Genomic DNA, 17,108 nt, shown 5'->3' with positions numbered 1-17,108 from the left:
GGGCGCCCTGGACCTCGTTGTCCGCAGGACGCCCCCGGCCTGGTTCCGCCCGCCGTCCGATCCCGTGAGCGGTTCCGCTGCGTGACAGTCTGCTGAGGACGCGACTACGGTGGGAGGTCCCGCGCGCCGACGACCAGCGCGTACGGCGGCCGGCCCAAGGCGGTACGAAGATGTACGGAGGGTGTCCGTGGAAAGCTCGTCCATGCTGGACCACTTCGCGGAGGAACTGCGGCTCGCCCGGGCCGGCAGCGGCATGTCGCAGACCGCGCTGGCCGAGGCGCTGAGCTATTCGGGTGCCCTGGTCGCCAAGGTGGAGACCTCCGAACGCCGGCCGAGCCTCGACTTCGCGCGCCGGTGCGACACCGTGTTCGGCGCGGACGGGCGGTTCGAACGCATCCAGCGGCGGATCAGCCGGGAGACCGTGGTCCCGTGGTTCCGCGACTGGGCCGGCATCGAACAGGAGGCCACAGCGCTGCGCTGGTTCGAGCCGCTCTACGTGCCGGGCCTGTTGCAAACCGAGGGGTATGCCCGTGCCGTCCTGGCCGGTGCCGGCCTGTTCGCAGCAGACGAGATCGAGCAGCAGGTGATGGCCCGGCTCGACCGGCACAGTGTGCTCACCCGGGACCGGCCGCCGCTGCTCAGCGTGGTTGTCGACGAGCACGTGCTGCGTCGCCGCATTGGCGGACCGGAGGTGATGCGCGAGCAGTTGCAGCACCTGGTGAAGCTGGACTCCACGCTTCCGCGGGTCCGTATCCAGGTCGTGCCACTGACCGCCGGCGCGTACGCTGGGCTCGACGGCCCCTTCGTGATCGCCACCTCGCCAGCCGGGGAGAACATCGTCTACCTGGAAGGGCAACGCCACGGGCAGGCGATCGACCGCGCGGAGTATGTGCAGCAAATGGTTGAGGTTTGGGAGTCGATCCGCGGCGAGGCACTATCGCACCAGCAGTCCCTCGATCTGATAGCGGAAGTGGCAGAGACATGGATCTGACCGGCGCGCGGTGGCGCAAGAGCACCCGCAGCAACGGCAGCGGCGGCGCCTGCATCGAGGTTGCCGACAACCTTCCCGGCGTGGTCGCCGTGCGCGATTCCAAGGACCCGAGCGGCCCGGTGCTGGTTGTCAGCCCCGATGCCTGGCGCGTGTTCGTCGCGCGGGTCGCCGAGCGGCCGTAGCGGTGGCGGCGTGCGCCGGTGCACGCCAACTTTGTACAACCGATGCCAGTCGTTGACACAGAGTGACATTGTGAGGTTCCGGCTATCCGGCACGCAGCGTGATCGGGGACGCCACGGACCAACCGACCTAACCCAGCCATTCGGCTCGGGAAAACGCCGCTGAGCTGCTTCTTCCTGACCGACCTCCTGCGGCCAGCCAACTCCCCTGCACCCGCTTTGCTCTGCAGCCACGGGCGCAGCAGGCACGCTGGGTGTCCGCTGCGTCCGTGGCTGCAGAGCAAAGGGCGCGGCATCAGATGCCGGCCGCCGCAATCGACGTGACGGACCGTGATCACGGGGTGTTCACCGTCCGAGGTGGTGTCCGTCGCGCCGGCGGCGGCCGGCGGGAGTTCGCCGGCCAGCCGAAAACGGCACGACGGTCTCGGGGTGCCGTCGTAGGGTGGGCGGTCTTGTCGTACCCGAGCGGTAGGAACGACGTGGACGGCGGACGGGGGGTCGACGTGAGCGTGGCGGAGCGGGCTGGGCCGGCGATGCCCCGGGTGCCGGCGCTGGCGGTGCTCGCGCACTACCTGGTCGGCTACCGGCGCACCTGGCGGGCGAGCGTCTTCTCGTCCTTCCTGCTGCCGGTGCTCACCGTGCTCGGCTTCGGCGTCGGCGTCGGCGCGTACGTCGACCGGGGTGTCGGCGGGGTGCCCTACCTCCACTGGTTGGTGCCCGGCCTGATCGCCTCCACCGCGCTCCAGATCGCGGTCGCCGAGTCCACCTGGCCGGTGCACAGCAACTTCCGCTGGATCCGGACCTACCACGCCCAGGTGGCGGCGCCGTTGCGGATCGGCGACATCCTCGCCGGCCACCTCGCCTACGTGCTGTTCCGGGTGCTCACCAGCACGGCGGCGTTCCTGCTCGTGACGGCCCTGTTCGGGGCGCTGCGGTCGCCCTGGGCGGTGGCCGTCCTGCCGGTGAGCCTGCTGCTCGGCCTGGCCCTCGCCGCGCCGACCTTCGCGTTCAGCGCCGCCGTGCCCAGCGACAGCTACCTGGCCCTGCTGTTCCGCTTCGCGATCATCCCGATGACCCTCTTCGCCGGGGTGTTCTTCCCGGTCGAGTCGCTGCCGGCGGGGCTGCGCCAGGTGGCCTACGCGACCCCGCTCTGGCACGCCGTGGACCTCTGCCGGGCCGCCACGTTGGGCGTCGCTCCGCAGTGGTCGATCACGGGCCACCTGCTCTACCTCGCCGCCTGGGCCGCCGCCGGCGGGCTGCTGGCCCGGCGCGTGTTCCGCCGCTCGCTCGTCGTCTAGGGGAGGATGTCGTGGTCAGTCTCGTCCTGCCCCGGCTGGTCAGCTTCGAGGGGGCGCCGCGCCGCTCCGCCTCGGTCGCCGAGCGCAATCTCACCGCGCTGCGGAGCGCGTACTGGCTGGTGCTGCTCTCCGGTTTCCTGGAGCCGGTGCTCTACCTGTTCTCGATCGGGGTCGGGGTGGGCGCCCTGGTCGGCGACCTCACCCTGCCCGGCGGGCAGGTGGTGTCGTACGCCGCGTTCGTGGCCCCGGCGATGCTCGCCTCCTCGGCGATGAGCGGTGCGCTGTCGGAGACCACCTTCAACTTCTTCGGGAAGATGAAGTACATGAAGCTGTACGACGGGATCATCGCGACCCCGGTGCAGCCGTTCGAGATCGCCCTCGGCGAGCTGGGCTGGGCGATGATCCGGGGCAGCCTCTACTCCGCCGCCTTCCTGATGATCATGGTGGCGATGGACCTGACCACCGCCGCGCGGGCCGTTCTCGCCTTCCCGGCCGCGGTGCTGATCGGTTTCGCGTTCGGCGCGCTCGGCATGACCGTCTCCACCCTCCTGCGCAGCTGGCAGGACTTCGACCTGATGGGGTCGGCCCAGTTCACCCTCTTCCTCTTCTCCGGGACGTTCGTGCCCGCCGAGGCCTATCCGGCCGCGCTGCGGTGGGTGGTCGAGGTGACCCCGCTCTACCGGTCGGTGCACCTGATCCGCGAGGTCTGCGTGGGGGTGTCCGGCTGGTCGTGGCTGGCGGACGTGGCATACCTGCTGGCGCTGACCGCCGGGATGCTCGCGCTCGCCTCCCGGCGGATGGGGAGGTTGCTCTACAAGTAGGCGGTTAACCGGCCTGCCGTCGGGCACTCGTGGGGACAACGCCGACCACGAGGGAGGGCCGATGGCCACCGACGAGTCTTCCGCCCGGGGCGGGTGGGACCGCGACGATTCGGGCAACACCTCGGGCGGACGGGACGGTTCGGGGCGGACCGGGCCGGCCGGCCCGGACGAGGGCCCGGAGCGCGCGACGGCGTTGCCGGGCGCCGGGTGGCAGGCGGCGCTCAAGCGCACGGTCCGGGAGTTTCAGCAGGACAACCTGACCGATCGGGCGGCCGCGCTCACCTACTACGGGGTGCTCTCGATCTTCCCGGGCATGTTGGCGCTCATCTCGGTGGTGGGCCTGCTCGGCCCGGGTGCCGTCAAGGGCGTCAAGGACACCCTCGACCAGACGGCGCCACAGCCGACCATCCGGCACATCATCGACATCGCGATCGCCCAGGCGAGCAGCTCGGGCGGCCTGGCCAGTATCGCCGCGGTCGTCGGTGTGCTGGGCGCCTTCTGGTCGGCCTCCGGCTACATCGCCGCGTTCATGCGTGCCTCCAACAGGATCTACGACGTGCCGGAGGGCCGGCCGATCTGGAAGACGCTGCCGATCCGGCTCGGGGTGACCTTCCTGGTCGGGGTGATGCTGCTGGCCGCCTCGGTCATCGTGGTCTTCACCGGCAAGCTGGCCACGCAGGTGGGCAGCGCGATCGGCCTGGGCTCGACGGCCGTAACCGTTTGGAACATCGCCAAGTGGCCGGTGCTGCTGATCCTGGTGAGCCTGATGTTCGCCATCCTCTACTGGGCCTCGCCGAACGCCCGCCACGGTGGCTTCCGCTGGGTGAGCCCCGGCGGCGTGCTGGCCGTGGTGATCTGGCTGGTCGTGTCCGCGCTGTTCGCCCTCTACGTCGGCAACTTCGGCTCGTACAACAAGACGTACGGGTCGGTGGCCGGCGTGATCGTCTTCCTGGTCTGGCTCTGGCTGACCAACATCGCCATCCTGCTCGGCGCGGAGTTCGATGCCGAGCTGGAGCGGGGTCGTGCCATCGCGGCCGGGCACCCCGCCGAGTCGGAGCCGTACGTCGAGCTGCGCGACGACCGCAAGCTCAGGAAGAAGCGCAAGCCCACCACCGGCCGCTGACTCCGCCGCGCCCGCCGCGCCCGCCGCGCTCGTCGCCCGTCGCGGCCGGGGCGGTGGCGGTCGGGCGAACCGTGGTTCAGCCAGATGGCCGACCAGCCGCTGTCGGGCGGTCACGCCGCGCCGTCCATTGATCTGAAGAGGATCACGCTTTTCGTGATCCACACCCCGGCTTTTGTTCACATGGACAAAAGTTTGGATCAGATGTGCCGAAGCTATGGACACGTGACCCGGAAGGCTCCTACTGTGTCGGACACGACACGTCGCCGTTGCGTCGATGTGAACCACTCCGATGCGGAGGTGTGCCGGTGCGGACTGTGGACCCCCTGCACGTACGACTCCTGCGACTGCTCCGGGACGAAGGGGCGGTGTCCCGGGCCGAGCTCGGCGACCGCCTGCAGATGCCCCGCCCCCGCCTGCTCGCCGAGTTGGAGCGGCTGGTCGGGCTCGGGTACGTCGCCGAGGCGGGGCTGGCCGCGTCCCGTGGCGGACGGCGCTCCACGCTGGTCGAACTGAGCCCGCACCTGCGCTTCGCCGCGGTCGACCTGGGCGCCAGCTCGATCGACGTCGAGGTGGTGAACGGCCGGCTCGAGCCGGTGGCCGCGTACACCGAGGCGGCCGACATCCGCTCCGGCCCGAAGGTGATCCTGCAGCGGGTCAACGAGCTGCTGCACAAGGCCAAGGTGGACGGGGCGTACGAGCGGCTGGACGCGGTGGGCATCGGCGTCCCCGGGCCGGTGAGCTTCCGGGACGGCGTGCCCGTCTCGCCGCCGATCATGCCGGGCTGGGACCGCTTCCCGGTGCGCGAGGTGCTCACCCGCGAGCACGGCTGCCCGGCGGTGGTCGACAACGACGTGAACATCATGGCAATCGGTGAGCGGCACGGCGGGGTCGCCCACTCGGTGGACGACTTCCTGCTGATCAAGATCGGCACCGGTATCGGCTGCGGCATCTACCTCAACGGCGAGGTCTACCGGGGCACCGACGGGTGCGCCGGCGACATCGGCCACATCCAGGTCGATCCGAACGGTCCGATGTGCTCCTGCGGGAACCTCGGCTGCCTGGAGGCCGTCTTCAGCGGCGCCGCGCTGGCCCGGGAAGCCACCGCGGCGGCCCGGGCCGGGGTCTCCCCGGCGCTCGCCGACCGGCTGGCCGCGCGGGGCACGGTGACCGCGCTGGACGTGGCGCAGGGGGCGGTCGAGGGGGACGTCACCTGCATCCAGCTCATCCGCGACGGCGGCCGCCGGGTCGGCAGCGTGCTGGCCGGGCTGGTGAGCTTCACCAACCCGTCGATGATCGTGATCGGTGGTGGGCTCGCCCAGCTCGGCCACATCCTGCTCGCCGAGATCCGCAGCGTGGTCTACCGCCGGTCGCTGCCGCTGGCCACCGGCAACCTGCCGGTCGTCCTCTCCGAGCTCGGCCACCGGGCCGGGGTGGCCGGCGCCGCCGTGCTCGCCAGCGACCTGGCCTTCGGGGAGGCGTCGTGAGCGCGAGGAGTGAGCCGGGTTTGCGAGCCCCGCAGTCGCGAACTGAGGAGGCATCGTGACTCAGCACGAAGACGGGGCCGTTCCGGGACGGCGCGGGGTCGGTGGGGCCGGCCAGGGGATGCGCGCCGTCCCGGAACCGCCCGCCGCGCCGGCGGACAGCAAGGAGGCCGACGTGACAAAGCCGCTGGTGGCGGCCCCCGCCGACACCGTCGCGGGCGAGGTGGTCCTGCGCCTCACCGACGTCGTCAAGACCTTCCCCGGGGTACGCGCGCTGGACGGGGTGCAGCTGGAGGTCCGGGCCGGCGAGGTGCACTGCCTGCTCGGTCAGAACGGCGCCGGCAAGTCCACCCTGATCAAGGTGCTCGCCGGGGTGCACCGGCCGGACTCCGGCGAGGTCGAGTGGCGCGGTGAGCCGGCGAGCTTCGCCAACCCGCAGGCCGCGATGCGGGCCGGGATCGCCACCATCTACCAGGAGCTCGACCTGGTCGAGGACCTGTCGGTGGCGGAGAACGCCTTCCTCGGTCACGAGCCGCGCCGGCTCGGCTTCGTCCGCCGCGGCCACATGGCCCGGCGTACCCGGCAGATCCTGGCCCGGCTCGGCCACCCGGAGATCCCGCCCGGCCGGCTGGTCCGGCACCTGCCCGCCGCCGGCAAGCAGATCGTCAGCATGGCCCGGGCGCTCTCCCACGAGGCCCGACTGATCATCATGGACGAGCCGAGCGCCGTGCTCGCCCACGACGAGGTGGGCAACCTGTTCCGGATCATCCGGGAACTCACCGCGCAGGGCATCGCGGTCATCTACATCTCGCACCGGCTGGAGGAGATCCGCGAGATCGGCGACCGGGTCACCGTACTCAAGGACGGCCGGACCACGGCGGCGAACCTGCCGGCCCGCGACACCCCGACCAACGACCTGGTCGCCCGGATGACCGGGCGGACCATCGAGTACGTCTTCCCGGAGCGCCCGGCCGACGAGACCGCCGGCGCGGAGCTGTTGCGGGTCGACGGGCTGACCCGGTCCGGGGAGTTCGCCGACGTGTCGCTGGCCGTGCGGGCCGGGGAGATCGTCGGCATCGCCGGGCTGGTCGGTTCCGGCCGCTCGGAGCTGCTGGAGACCATCTACGGCGCCCGGCGGGCGCACGCCGGCACGGTCCGGATGGGCGGCCGCACGCTGCGCCCGGGCAGCGTCGGCGCGGCGGTACGGGCCGGCATGGGCATGGCCCCGGAGGAGCGCAAGAGCCAGGCGCTGCTGCTCGGCGAGCCGATCTACCGCAACGTCACCCTGGCGACCTTCGGCCGGTACGCCCGCCTCGGCTTCACCGACGCCCGCCGGGAACGGGCCGAGGCGGACCAGATCGCCGACTCCCTGGAGTTGCGGCCCCGCGACGTGCGCCGGCCGGTGCGCACCCTCTCCGGCGGCAACCAGCAGAAGGTGGTGGTCGGCCGGTGGCTGCTCGGGGACACCCGGCTGCTGCTGCTCGACGAGCCGACCCGGGGCGTGGACGTGGGTGCCCGGGCCGAGCTGTACCAGGTCATCCGGGCCCTCGCCGCGCGGGGCGTCGGGGTGCTGCTGGTCTCCAGCGAGGTGCCCGAGGTGCTCGGCCTGGCCGACCGGGTGCTGGTGATGCGGGAGGGCCGGGTGGTCCGGGAGGCCCCGGCCGGCGAAATCGACGAGAACACCGTGCTCGACCTCGTCATGGCGGGGTCCCTCATGGAAGGTGCGCCGGCATGACCGAGACGACACCCACGGCCACACCGGAACGGGCGGCGGGGCTGCCGGCCCAGTCGCCGCCGGTCAACCCGGCCGAGACCGCGAAGGCCGAGCCGCCGGCCCGGCTCTCCTGGTGGCGCGGTGACGGGGGCGAGGGCGCCCGGCGCAACCTCGGCCTGCTGGCCACCCTGCTGGTGCTGGTCGTCATCGGCATCCTCACCCGGCCCGACCTCTACGGCAACGCGAGCTGGGTGTGGGGCAACACGCTCACCATCCTCAAGCTCGCCTCGGTGGTCGGGGTGGTCACCGTCGGGATGACCTTCGTGATCATCGGTGGCGGCATCGACCTGTCGGTCGGCGCGATCGTCGCGCTCGCCGGCGTGTGGTCCACCACGCTCGCCACCCAGAGCTACGGCGCCGGCGGCATGATCTTCAGCGCGCTGACCGTCGGGCTCGCGGTCGGCCTGGTCAACGGCCTGCTCATCTCGTACGGGCGGCTGGTGCCGTTCATCGCCACGCTGGCCATGATGGTCGCCGCCCGCGGCCTGGCGGCCGAGATCTCCGACAAGCAGACCCAGGTCTCGAACGACACCTTCATCAACGGCATCGCCAGCACGAACCTGCTCGGCATCCCGCTGCTGGTCTACATCCTCGCCGCGGTGGTGGTGGCCGGCTGGGTGCTGCTCAACCGCACCACCTTCGGCCGCCGCACGGTGGCGGTCGGCGGCAACCCGGAGGCGGCCCGGCTCGCCGGCATCGACGTCCGCCGGCACACCCTGCTGCTCTACGCACTCTCCGGGCTGTGCTGCGGTATCGCCGCGGTCATGCTCACCTCGCAGGCCACCTCCGCGCAGGCGGCCATGGCCAACCTCTACGAGTTGGACGCGATCGCCGCCGCGATCATCGGCGGCACGCTGCTCAGCGGCGGACGGGGGACCATCGTCGGCTCCCTGCTCGGCGTGATCATCTTCTCCACCATCACCAACCTCTTCGCCATCAACGGCCTCTCCACGGAGGCCCAGAACATGGTCAAGGGCGGCATCATCGTCGCCGCCGTCCTGGTCCAGCAGGTCCAGTTCGGCAGCCTCACCCAGTTCCTCCGCCGCAACCGGGCCACCAGCACCACCTGATCCGACCGCGACACCGGCGGCCACCTCGACAGCGACGGTGGCCGGGCCCAGCACACCCATTTTCACCCCACCACCTCATCCAGGAGGCCGTCATGACAACGCAGGGTCGCGACCTGTCGCGCCGCCGGCTGCTCTTCGGTGGAGCAGCGCTCTCCGCCGGCGTCGTGCTCGCCGGCTGCACCAGCAACGAGCAGGCGCCCACCGCCGCGCAGACCAAGGCCGCCGCGACCGGCGGCAACAGCGAGCCCGGCAAGAAGGTGACCATCGGCTTCTCCGCGCCGGCCGCCGACCACGGCTGGATCGCCGCGATCACCAACAACGCCAAGGCGCAGGCCGGGGCGTACTCCGACGTGGAGCTCAAGTCCGTGGAGGCCGGCGCCGACGCGGCGGCCCAGCGCGCCGCGCTGTCCACCCTGATCTCCCAGAAGCCCGACGTGATCGTGCTGCTGCCGCACGACGGCAAGGAGCTCAACGCGTTCGGCCTGGAGGCGATGAAGGCCGGTATCCCGGTGGTCAACCTGGACCGGGCCTTCCCCGACGCGCGGGCCTACCGCCTGCAGATCAAGGGCGACAACTACGGCATGGGGGTGGCCGCGGCCACCTACATCTACGAGCAGCTCAAGGCCAAGGGCGTCAGCAACCCGGTGATCGGCGAGATCCCCGGCATCGACTCGCTGGAGCTGACCCAGGAACGCTCCAAGGGCTTCGCCGACACCCTGGCGTCGTACGGGCTGAAGGTGGCCAACCGCCGGCCGGCCGAGTTCACCGCCGACTCCGGCCAGCAGGCGGCCACCGGCCTGTTCCAGGCGCTGCCCAAGATCGACGCGCTCTGGAACCACGACGACGACCAGGGCATCGGCGTCCTCGCCGCAGTCAACCAGGCCAACCGCAAGGAATTCTTCATGGTCGGCGGCGCCGGCTCGAAGAAGGCCATGGAGGACATCCAGGCCGACAACACCGTCCTGAAGGCGACCGTCACCTACAGCCCGTCGATGGCCTCCTCGGCCATCTCGCTGGCCCGCCTGATCGGCCAGAACAAGGGCATGTCGGACCTGGTGGAACTCCAGGTCCCGAAGGAGATCGTGCTCGCCTCCGAGACGATCACCAAGGAGAACGCGGGCGACTACCTGAAGCTCGGGTTCTGATACACGGGGGGAGACCCACCTTGTCCAATCACGACAATGTCCTGCGGGTCGGCATGGTCGGCTACGCGTTCATGGGCGCCGCGCACTCACAGGCGTGGCGCACCGTGAACCGCGTGTACGACCTGCCGGCGCGGGTGCGGATGGCGCTGATCTGCGGCCGGGACGAGCTGAAGGTGGCCGACGCCGCCGGCCGGCTCGGCTGGGAGGGGCACACCACAGACTGGCGGCGGCTCGTCGAGTCCGACGAGATCGACGTGGTCGACATCTGCACACCGGGGGACAGCCACTGCGAGATCGCCATCGCCGCGCTGGCCGCCGGCAAGCACGTGCTGTGCGAGAAGCCGCTCGCCAACACCGTCGAGGAGGCTCGGCAGATGGCGGCCGCCGCCGCCCAGGCCCGGGCTGCCGGGACCCGGGCGATGTGCGGGTTCAACTACCGCCGGGTGCCCGCGGTCACCATGATGCGGCAGCTCGTCGCGGACGGTCGGCTCGGCGAGATCCGGCACGTCCGCGCGGCGTACCTGCAGGACTGGATCGTGGACCCGCAGTTCCCGCTGGTCTGGCGGCTGCAAAAGGACAAGGCGGGCTCCGGCGCGCTGGGTGACATCGGTGCGCACATCATCGACCTCACCCAGTACGTCACCGGGCAGCGGATCACCGGGGTCAGCGCGGTGACCGAGACCTTCGTCAAGGAGCGGCCGTTGCCGGCCGGGTCGAGCGGCCTGGCCGCGCAGGCCGACGGCCACGGCCAGGCGATGGGTCAGGTCACCGTGGACGACGCGGCGGCGTTCGTGGCCCGGCTCGACGGCGGGGCGCTCGCCACGTATGAGGCGAGCCGGTTCGCCACCGGCCGCAAGAACGCCCTCCGGGTGGAGATCAACGGCTCGCTCGGCACCCTGGTCTTCGACCTGGAACGCCTCAACGAGCTGGAGTTCTACGACGCCACCCGGCCCACCGCCGAGCAGGGCTTCACCCGGATCCTGGTGACCGAGGGCGACCACCCGTACATGTCGGCCTGGTGGCCGCCCGGCCACATCATCGGCTACGAGCACTCCTTCACCCACCAGATGCGCGACTTCGTCGAGGCGATCGCCACCGGCACCGACCCGGCGCCGTCGTTCGCCGACGCGTTGCAGGTCCAGCTGGTGCTGGACGCGGTGACCCGCTCGGCGGAGCTCGCCAGCTGGACGGAGGTGGAACCGGCGCTGGCCGAAGTGGCCGCCTGACCCACGCGGCGCCCGCAGGCGCCGCCCGAGGAGGTTTCCCGGAACCCGACCGGCGAGGGCCCGCCGCGGTTGCGCCCCGCGGCGGGGATGAGGTCGGATTCCGGGGAACGTGCCACCGGAGCCCCTCCGGCGCGGCACGACCAAGCACGGCCCTCCGGTGCGGCCGGACCGGGATTCCCCGGCCGCACCGGCGGACCGACCCGACCCTGGGGAGGGAGCACGATGCGTACGGGTGTCTGGCTGATGGGAGCGCGCGGCTCGGTCGCGACCACCAGCATCGTCGGGGCGCTGGCCCTGCGGGCCGGGCTCACCGACCCGACCGGTTGCGTCACCGAGCTGCCCGAGCTGCGCGGGCCCGCCCTGCCGGCCTTCGCCGACCTCGTCCTCGGCGGCCATGACGTGGTGGCCTGCCCGCTCAGCAAGCGGGCCGAGGCGCTCGCCGCCGCCGGGGTGCTGCCCGGCCGGCTGCTGGACGCCCTCAGCGGGGAGTTGGCCGGTGTCGAGGCGGCGCTGCGCCCCGCCCCGACCGAGGGCACCCAGGCCGAGCGGGCTGCCGCCGTGGCCCGCGACCTGACCGACTTCCGGAGCCGGCACGCCCTGGACCGGGTGGTGGTGGTCAACGTCTCCACCACCGAACCGGCCGCCACCGCGCACCCGGCCCATCACGACCTCGCCGCGCTGCGGGACGCGCTGGCGGGCCCCGCCGAGGTGCTGCCGGCCAGCTCGCTGTACGCGTACGCGGCGTTCACCGCCGGCTGCCCGTACGTGGACTTCACGCCGTCCACCGGGGCCCGGCTGCCCGCGCTGGCGGCCCTGGCCGAGGAGCGCGGCCTGCCGTACGCCGGGAACGACGGCAAGACCGGGGAGACCCTGGTCAAGGCGGTGCTCGCACCGATGTTCGCGATGCGGAACCTGGCCGTGCGCTCCTGGTCCGGGCTGAACCTGCTCGGCGGCGGGGACGGTGCCGCGCTCGCCGAGCCGGCCGCCAACGCCGCCAAGGTGAGCAGCAAGCAGCGGGTGCTCGGCGAGACCCTCGGCTACGTCCCGCAGGGCGACACCCGGATCGACTACGTCGAGGACCTCGGCGACTTCAAGACCGCCTGGGACCTGATCACCTTCGCCGGCTTCCTCGGCACCCGGATGCGGATGGAGTTCAGCTGGCACGGCTGCGACTCGGCGCTGGCCGCCCCGCTGGTGCTCGACCTGGCCCGGCTCACCGCCGCCGCGCACTCCGTCGGCCGCCGCGGCCCCCTCGCCGAGCTGGCCTTCTTCTTCAAGGACGGCATCGACGCGCCCGCCCATTCGCTCGCCGAGCAGTGGACGGTGCTGCGCGACTTCGTCGCCGGGCTGCACGCCGGAGCCGGGCGATGACCCGGCTGGCCGACCTCGCCGAACTGGTCCGGGCGCCCGCCGCGCTCTCCGTACCCGGGGACGTGGTGGCCGGCGCGGCGGCGGCCGGCGCGCTGGACCGCCGGACGCCGGCCCTGGCCGGGGCGTCGGTGCTGCTCTACTGGGCCGGCATGGCCGCCAACGACTGGGCCGACCGGCGGTTGGACGCCGTGGAACGCCCCGAGCGGCCGATCCCGTCCGGCCGGGTGCACCCCGCCGCCGCGTTCGGCGTCGCCGCCGGCCTGACCGCCGCCGGGCTCGCCGTGGCCACGGCCGCCGGCGGCCGGCGGGCGGCCGCCGTCGCGGTCCCGCTCGCCGGCGCGATCTGGGGGTACGACCTGTTCGCCAAGAACACCGCCGCCGGCCCCGCCGTGATGGCCGCCTGCCGGGGCCTGGACGTGCTGCTCGGCGCGAGCCCCGGCGCCGGCCGGAGCGCGCCGCGCGCCGCCGGCCGGGTCCCCTCGGCCCGGCGGGGGTTCGTCCGGGCGCTGCCGGCGGCGCTGACCGTCGCCGCGCACACCTGGACGGTCACCGCGCTGTCCCGCCGCGAGGTGTCCGGCGCCGACCGGCGGCTGCCCCAGGCCACCCTGGCCGGCACGGCCCTGGTCGCCGCCACCGCGCTGAGCCGTACCGAGCCGGTCCCTGCCGTGCTCGCCGCCGGCTACGCCACCAGCTACGGGTCGGCGCAGGTCCGGGTGCTCGCCGATCCGTCACCGGCCCGGGTCCGCGCCGCCGTCGGCGCGGGCATCACCGGACTGCCCGCGTTGCAGGGCGCGCTGACCGCCCGGGCCGGCGCCCGACTGCTCGGCCTCGCGGTGGCGGCCGCCGCCCCGCTCGGCCGCCGCCTGGCCCGACTGGTCTCGCCGACATGACCGGCCGGCCGGCGCTCAGCCCGCCATCCCCGTCCGTGCCGCACGGCGCCTCGCCGACGGCGGACGCCGGGGCTGCGCCGGCCGGGCGCGGGGGCCCGCTGGACCCGGCCGGGCTCCGCTTCGGGTACGGGACCAACGGCTTCGCCAACCACCGGCTCGACGACGCGCTCGGCGTGCTCGCCGACCTCGGCTACCAGGGGGTGGCACTCACCCTCGATCACGACCACCTCGACCCGTTCGCGCCGGAGCTCGGCCGCCGGGTGGCGGCGGTGCACCGCCGGCTGACCACGCTCGGCCTGGCCGTGGTGGTCGAGACCGGCGCCCGCTACCTGCTCGACCCGTGGCACAAGCACGCCCCGACGCTGCTGCACGACGACCCGGCGCTGCGGATCGAGTTCCTCCGCCGGGCCGTGCGGATCGGCGCGGACCTGGGCGCCGGGGCGGTCTCGTTCTGGGCCGGCGTACGCCCGCCGGAGGTGCCGGCGTCGGTCGCCTGGGACCGGCTCGTCGCCGGCTGCGCCACGGTCTGCGCCGAGGCCGCGGCGGCCGGCGTGCCGCTCGGGTTCGAGCCCGAGCCGGGCATGCTGGTCGAGGACATCGCCGGCTGGCACCGGCTACGGGACGCGCTCGGCGCGCCGCCCGGCTTCGGCATCACCCTCGACATCGGACACTGCCGCTGCCTGGAGCCGCAGCCGGTGCCCGACTGCGTGACGGCGGTCGCCGACCACCTGGTCAACGTGCAGATCGACGACATGCGCCGGGGCGTGCACGAGCACCTGGAGTTCGGCACCGGCGAGATCGACTTTCCGCCGGTGCTGCGCGCTCTCGCCGACGCCGGCTACCGCGGCCTGGTGGCCGTGGAACTGCCCCGGCACTCGCACGCCGCGCCGGCGGTCGCCGCCCGGTCGATCGAGTTTCTGCACGCCGCCGCCGGGACCGACCGGCCCCGGACAACCGACTCGGACCCTTTGCTCTGCAGCCACGGAGGCAACACGTCCGGACCGCGGGTGCTGCGTAAGGGGCTGCAGAGCAAAGGCGGTGGCTGAGCACCTGCCAGCCGGCTCAGAGGGGAGACGGAATGACACCCGACCGACTGCGCGCCGCGCTGCGGGGCGTACCCGATCCGCAGTGGCTGGACGCGGCCCTGCGCCGCGTCGCGACCGAGCCCACGGCGATCGCACGCCTCTTCGCCACCGCCGCCCGGCGGTGCGGTCGGGGGCCGCTGCCCGACCCGCCGGGCTGGACGGTCGACGAGGCGGCCCGCGCGCTGCTGCTCACCGCGCTCCCCGCCGACCACGCGGCGGTGGCCGACTCCCTCTACCGGCAGGGCGACGCCGCCGAGAAGCGGGCCGTGCTGCGTGCGCTGCCGCTGCTGCCGATCGGGGCGGCCTGCGTGCCGCTGCTGCACGACGCGATCCGCACCAACGACACCCGGCTGGTCGCCGCCGCGCTCGGCCCGTACGCCCGGCACCTGGAGCAGCCGGCCTGGCGGCAGGCCGTGCTCAAGTGCGTGTTCACCGGCGTACCGCTGGCGGACGTGGACGACCTGCACGGCCGGGCGGACGGCGAACTGGCGGCGATGCTGGCCGCGTTCGCCGCCGAGCGGAACGCGGCCGGCCGGACCATGCCCGCCGACGCCACCGCCCTGCTCGACCGGCTCGGCGCCGGCTCGCACCCCACCACCGCCAGGGAGGCGTGATGCGCATCTTCGACCCGCACATCCACATGACCTCACGCACCACCGACGACTACGAGCGGATGGCCGCCGCCGGGGTACGCGCGGTGGTGGAGCCGGCGTTCTGGCTCGGCCAGCCGCGCACCAGCGCCGCCTCATTCGTCGACTACTTCGACTCGCTGATCGGCTGGGAGCCGTTCCGGGCCGGGCAGTTCGGCGTCCGGCACCACGCCACCGTGGCGCTGAACCCGAAGGAGGCCAACGACCCCCGCTGCCGTCCGGTGCTCGACCTGCTCCCGCGCTACCTGGACAAGGACGGCGTGGTCGCGGTCGGCGAGATCGGCTACGACTCGATGACCCCGGCCGAGGACGCCGCCTTCGCGGGGCAGCTCGCCCTGGCCGTCGGGCACGACCTGCCCGCCCTGGTGCACACCCCGCACCGGGACAAGGCCCGCGGCGTCGAGCGCACCCTGGCGGTGGTCGCCGAGTCCGGCATCGACCCCGGGCGGGTGCTGATCGACCACCTCAACGAGGTCACCGTGAAGCTGGTCCGGGACACCGGCTGCTGGCTGGGCTTCTCCATCTATCCCGAGACGAAGATGTCGCCGCCGCGGATGGTCGAGCTGCTGAAGACGTACGGGACCGAGCGGATGGTGGTCAACTCGGCCGCCGACTGGGGGCGTTCCGACCCGCTGCTCACCCGGGCCACCGGGGAGGCGATGCTGCTCGCCGGGTTCACCGAGGACGACGTGGACCGGGTGCTCTGGCGCAACCCGGTCGAGTTCTACGGCCAGTCCGGAAAGCTGGACCTCACCGACGTGGACGCGCCCGCGCCCACCTTCGCCGGCAACTCCATCCTGCGCGGGGGCGAGTGATGCGCTTCCGCCACGCCGACGGGAGCACCGTCCACCTCGGCTACTGCACCAACGTCCACCCGGCCGAGGACCTGGCCGGGATCCTCGCCCAGCTCGACACGTACGCGCTCCCGGTCCGCCGGGCGCTCGGCACCGACCTGCTCGGACTGGGGCTCTGGCTGGCCGCCCCGGTGGCCGCCGCGCTCGCCGCCGACCCGGCGGCCCGCCGCCGGCTCCGGCACGAGCTGACCGTACGCGGGCTGGAAGTGGTCACCCTCAACGGCTTCCCGTACGCGGCCTTCCAGGCGCCGGTGGTGAAGGGCGCGGTGTACCACCCGGACTGGACCACCCCGGAGCGGCTCGGGTACACCCTGGACCTGGCCCGGGTGCTGGCCGACCTGCTCCCCGAGGACGCGGCCCGCGGCTCGATCTCCACCCTGCCGCTGGCCTGGCGTACGCCATGGGACGCCGCTCGGGCCGACGCCGCCCGACGCCGCCTCGACGAGCTGGCGGCCGGGCTCGCCGCGGTGGAGCGGGAGACCGGGAGGACCATCCGGGTCGGCTTCGAGCCGGAACCGGGCTGCCTGGTGGAGTCCACCGGACAGGCGCGTGAGATATTCTCAACCATGGATTCGGACCGGCTCGGGATCTGCCTCGATCTGGCCCACCTCGCCTGCGCCTGGGAGGAGCCGGTCGAGGCGCTGGGCCGGCTCCGGGCCGCCGGGCTGCCGGTGGTCAAGGTGCAGGTCTCCGCCGCCGTCGAGGCGGCCGATCCGGAGGGTTCGGCCGAGGCGCTGCGCCGCTGGGTGGAGCCGCGCTTCCTGCACCAGACCCGAGCCGCCGGCTGCGCCGAGGGCAGCGACCCGGCCGATCCGGCGTACGCCGCCGACGATCTCGACGCCGCCCTCGACGCCCGCCTGCCCGGGCCGTGGCGGGTGCACTACCACGTGCCGCTGCACGCCCCGCCCGAGCCGCCGCTGCGGTCCACCCTGCCGGTGCTGCGGGCCGCGCTCGCCGCGCTGTACGCCGGACCGGTCGCCGGCTGCGAGCACCTCGACGTCGAGACGTACACCTGGGGAGTGCTGCCGGCGGCGCGTCGGCCGCGTACCGACGCGGAGCTGGCCGCGGGGATCGCCGCCGAGCTGGCCTTCGCCCGCGACGAGCTGGTCGGGCTCGGGCTGGCCACGACGGCGAACGAGCGAAGCGAGGT

Annotated in this window: 16 protein-coding genes; all 16 read left to right on the top strand. The window is 73.2% G+C overall.

The annotated features are described in order from the left end of the window. Positions 1-202 precede the first annotated feature (202 nt). Positions 203-991: a Scr1 family TA system antitoxin-like transcriptional regulator gene (locus tag ACFYML_RS24230; protein WP_387422832.1), complete on the top strand. Its 789-nt coding sequence runs from the start codon at positions 203-205 to the stop codon at positions 989-991. Continuing rightward, positions 982-1,173, top strand: a complete 192-nt coding sequence (locus tag ACFYML_RS24225; RefSeq protein ID WP_387422812.1) for a DUF397 domain-containing protein — start codon at positions 982-984, stop codon at positions 1,171-1,173. Before ACFYML_RS24230 ends, ACFYML_RS24225 begins: the two co-directional genes overlap by 10 nt. 530 nt (positions 1,174-1,703) lie before the next feature. Further along, entirely contained in the window at positions 1,704-2,468 is a 765-nt protein-coding gene (locus ACFYML_RS24220; RefSeq protein WP_387422831.1) for an ABC transporter permease, read from the top strand. Between the two features lie 11 nt (positions 2,469-2,479). Then, positions 2,480-3,289, top strand: coding sequence for an ABC transporter permease (locus ACFYML_RS24215; protein ID WP_387422811.1), 810 nt, complete (start codon positions 2,480-2,482; stop codon positions 3,287-3,289). Positions 3,290-3,350: 61 nt separating this feature from the next. Further along, positions 3,351-4,412 carry a YihY/virulence factor BrkB family protein gene (locus tag ACFYML_RS24210; protein WP_387422810.1) on the top strand — a complete coding sequence of 354 codons (1,062 nt, stop codon included), beginning with the start codon at positions 3,351-3,353 and terminating at the stop codon, positions 4,410-4,412. 305 nt (positions 4,413-4,717) lie between these two features. Continuing rightward, on the top strand, positions 4,718-5,896 hold the full coding sequence (locus ACFYML_RS24205) for an ROK family protein (protein WP_387422809.1): 1,179 nt from the start codon (positions 4,718-4,720) through the stop codon (positions 5,894-5,896). Between the two features lie 118 nt (positions 5,897-6,014). Further along, complete coding sequence (locus ACFYML_RS24200; RefSeq protein ID WP_357435288.1) at positions 6,015-7,628, top strand: sugar ABC transporter ATP-binding protein; 1,614 nt, start codon at positions 6,015-6,017, stop codon at positions 7,626-7,628. After that, positions 7,625-8,737 carry an ABC transporter permease gene (locus ACFYML_RS24195; protein WP_387272577.1) on the top strand — a complete coding sequence of 371 codons (1,113 nt, stop codon included), beginning with the start codon at positions 7,625-7,627 and terminating at the stop codon, positions 8,735-8,737. The genes ACFYML_RS24200 and ACFYML_RS24195 overlap by 4 nt, the downstream gene beginning before the upstream one ends. A 92-nt stretch (positions 8,738-8,829) precedes the next feature. Next, positions 8,830-9,882 carry a substrate-binding domain-containing protein gene (locus tag ACFYML_RS24190; RefSeq protein ID WP_387422808.1) on the top strand — a complete coding sequence of 351 codons (1,053 nt, stop codon included), beginning with the start codon at positions 8,830-8,832 and terminating at the stop codon, positions 9,880-9,882. A 20-nt stretch (positions 9,883-9,902) separates the two neighbouring features. After that, entirely contained in the window at positions 9,903-11,108 is a 1,206-nt protein-coding gene (locus ACFYML_RS24185) for a Gfo/Idh/MocA family protein (RefSeq protein ID WP_387422807.1), read from the top strand. 222 nt (positions 11,109-11,330) lie between these two features. Then, positions 11,331-12,479, top strand: a complete 1,149-nt coding sequence (locus ACFYML_RS24180) for an inositol-3-phosphate synthase (RefSeq protein WP_387422806.1) — start codon at positions 11,331-11,333, stop codon at positions 12,477-12,479. Continuing rightward, positions 12,476-13,369: an SCO3242 family prenyltransferase gene (locus tag ACFYML_RS24175; RefSeq protein ID WP_387422805.1), complete on the top strand. Its 894-nt coding sequence runs from the start codon at positions 12,476-12,478 to the stop codon at positions 13,367-13,369. The genes ACFYML_RS24180 and ACFYML_RS24175 overlap by 4 nt, the downstream gene beginning before the upstream one ends. Next, positions 13,366-14,415 carry a sugar phosphate isomerase/epimerase family protein gene (locus ACFYML_RS24170; RefSeq protein WP_387422804.1) on the top strand — a complete coding sequence of 350 codons (1,050 nt, stop codon included), beginning with the start codon at positions 13,366-13,368 and terminating at the stop codon, positions 14,413-14,415. Before ACFYML_RS24175 ends, ACFYML_RS24170 begins: the two co-directional genes overlap by 4 nt. 32 nt (positions 14,416-14,447) lie before the next feature. After that, the gene (locus ACFYML_RS24165; RefSeq protein WP_357434820.1) at positions 14,448-15,068 is read left to right on the top strand and encodes an EboA domain-containing protein; all 621 of its coding nucleotides are present in this window, start codon (positions 14,448-14,450) and stop codon (positions 15,066-15,068) included. Beyond that, positions 15,068-15,919 carry a TatD family hydrolase gene (locus ACFYML_RS24160; protein ID WP_073835584.1) on the top strand — a complete coding sequence of 284 codons (852 nt, stop codon included), beginning with the start codon at positions 15,068-15,070 and terminating at the stop codon, positions 15,917-15,919. Before ACFYML_RS24165 ends, ACFYML_RS24160 begins: the two co-directional genes overlap by 1 nt. Then, the coding region (eboE, locus tag ACFYML_RS24155; RefSeq protein WP_387422803.1) for a metabolite traffic protein EboE at positions 15,919-17,108 on the top strand (1,190 nt) is incomplete at its 3' end. The genes ACFYML_RS24160 and eboE, both read left to right, overlap by 1 nt.

This window comes from Micromonospora sp. NPDC007230 (assembly GCF_042869115.1).
Classification (GTDB): domain Bacteria; phylum Actinomycetota; class Actinomycetes; order Mycobacteriales; family Micromonosporaceae; genus Micromonospora.
The sequence above is the reverse complement of the archived record's forward strand: the minus strand, read 5'-3'. Positions and strand labels throughout refer to the sequence as shown.

Bases quoted from the DNA above. Each gene is read 5' to 3' on its own strand.
- ACFYML_RS24230 (WP_387422832.1), top strand. From the start codon at position 203: ATGCTGGACCACTTCGCGGAGGAACTGCGGCTCGCCCGGGCCGGCAGC.
- ACFYML_RS24225 (WP_387422812.1), top strand. From the start codon at position 982: ATGGATCTGACCGGCGCGCGGTGGCGCAAGAGCACCCGCAGCAACGGC.
- ACFYML_RS24220 (WP_387422831.1), top strand. From the start codon at position 1,704: ATGCCCCGGGTGCCGGCGCTGGCGGTGCTCGCGCACTACCTGGTCGGC.
- ACFYML_RS24210 (WP_387422810.1), top strand. From the start codon at position 3,351: ATGGCCACCGACGAGTCTTCCGCCCGGGGCGGGTGGGACCGCGACGAT.
- ACFYML_RS24200 (WP_357435288.1), top strand. From the start codon at position 6,015: ATGCGCGCCGTCCCGGAACCGCCCGCCGCGCCGGCGGACAGCAAGGAG.
- ACFYML_RS24195 (WP_387272577.1), top strand. From the start codon at position 7,625: ATGACCGAGACGACACCCACGGCCACACCGGAACGGGCGGCGGGGCTG.
- ACFYML_RS24190 (WP_387422808.1), top strand. From the start codon at position 8,830: ATGACAACGCAGGGTCGCGACCTGTCGCGCCGCCGGCTGCTCTTCGGT.
- ACFYML_RS24180 (WP_387422806.1), top strand. From the start codon at position 11,331: ATGCGTACGGGTGTCTGGCTGATGGGAGCGCGCGGCTCGGTCGCGACC.
- ACFYML_RS24175 (WP_387422805.1), top strand. From the start codon at position 12,476: ATGACCCGGCTGGCCGACCTCGCCGAACTGGTCCGGGCGCCCGCCGCG.
- ACFYML_RS24170 (WP_387422804.1), top strand. From the start codon at position 13,366: ATGACCGGCCGGCCGGCGCTCAGCCCGCCATCCCCGTCCGTGCCGCAC.
- ACFYML_RS24165 (WP_357434820.1), top strand. From the start codon at position 14,448: ATGACACCCGACCGACTGCGCGCCGCGCTGCGGGGCGTACCCGATCCG.
- ACFYML_RS24160 (WP_073835584.1), top strand. From the start codon at position 15,068: ATGCGCATCTTCGACCCGCACATCCACATGACCTCACGCACCACCGAC.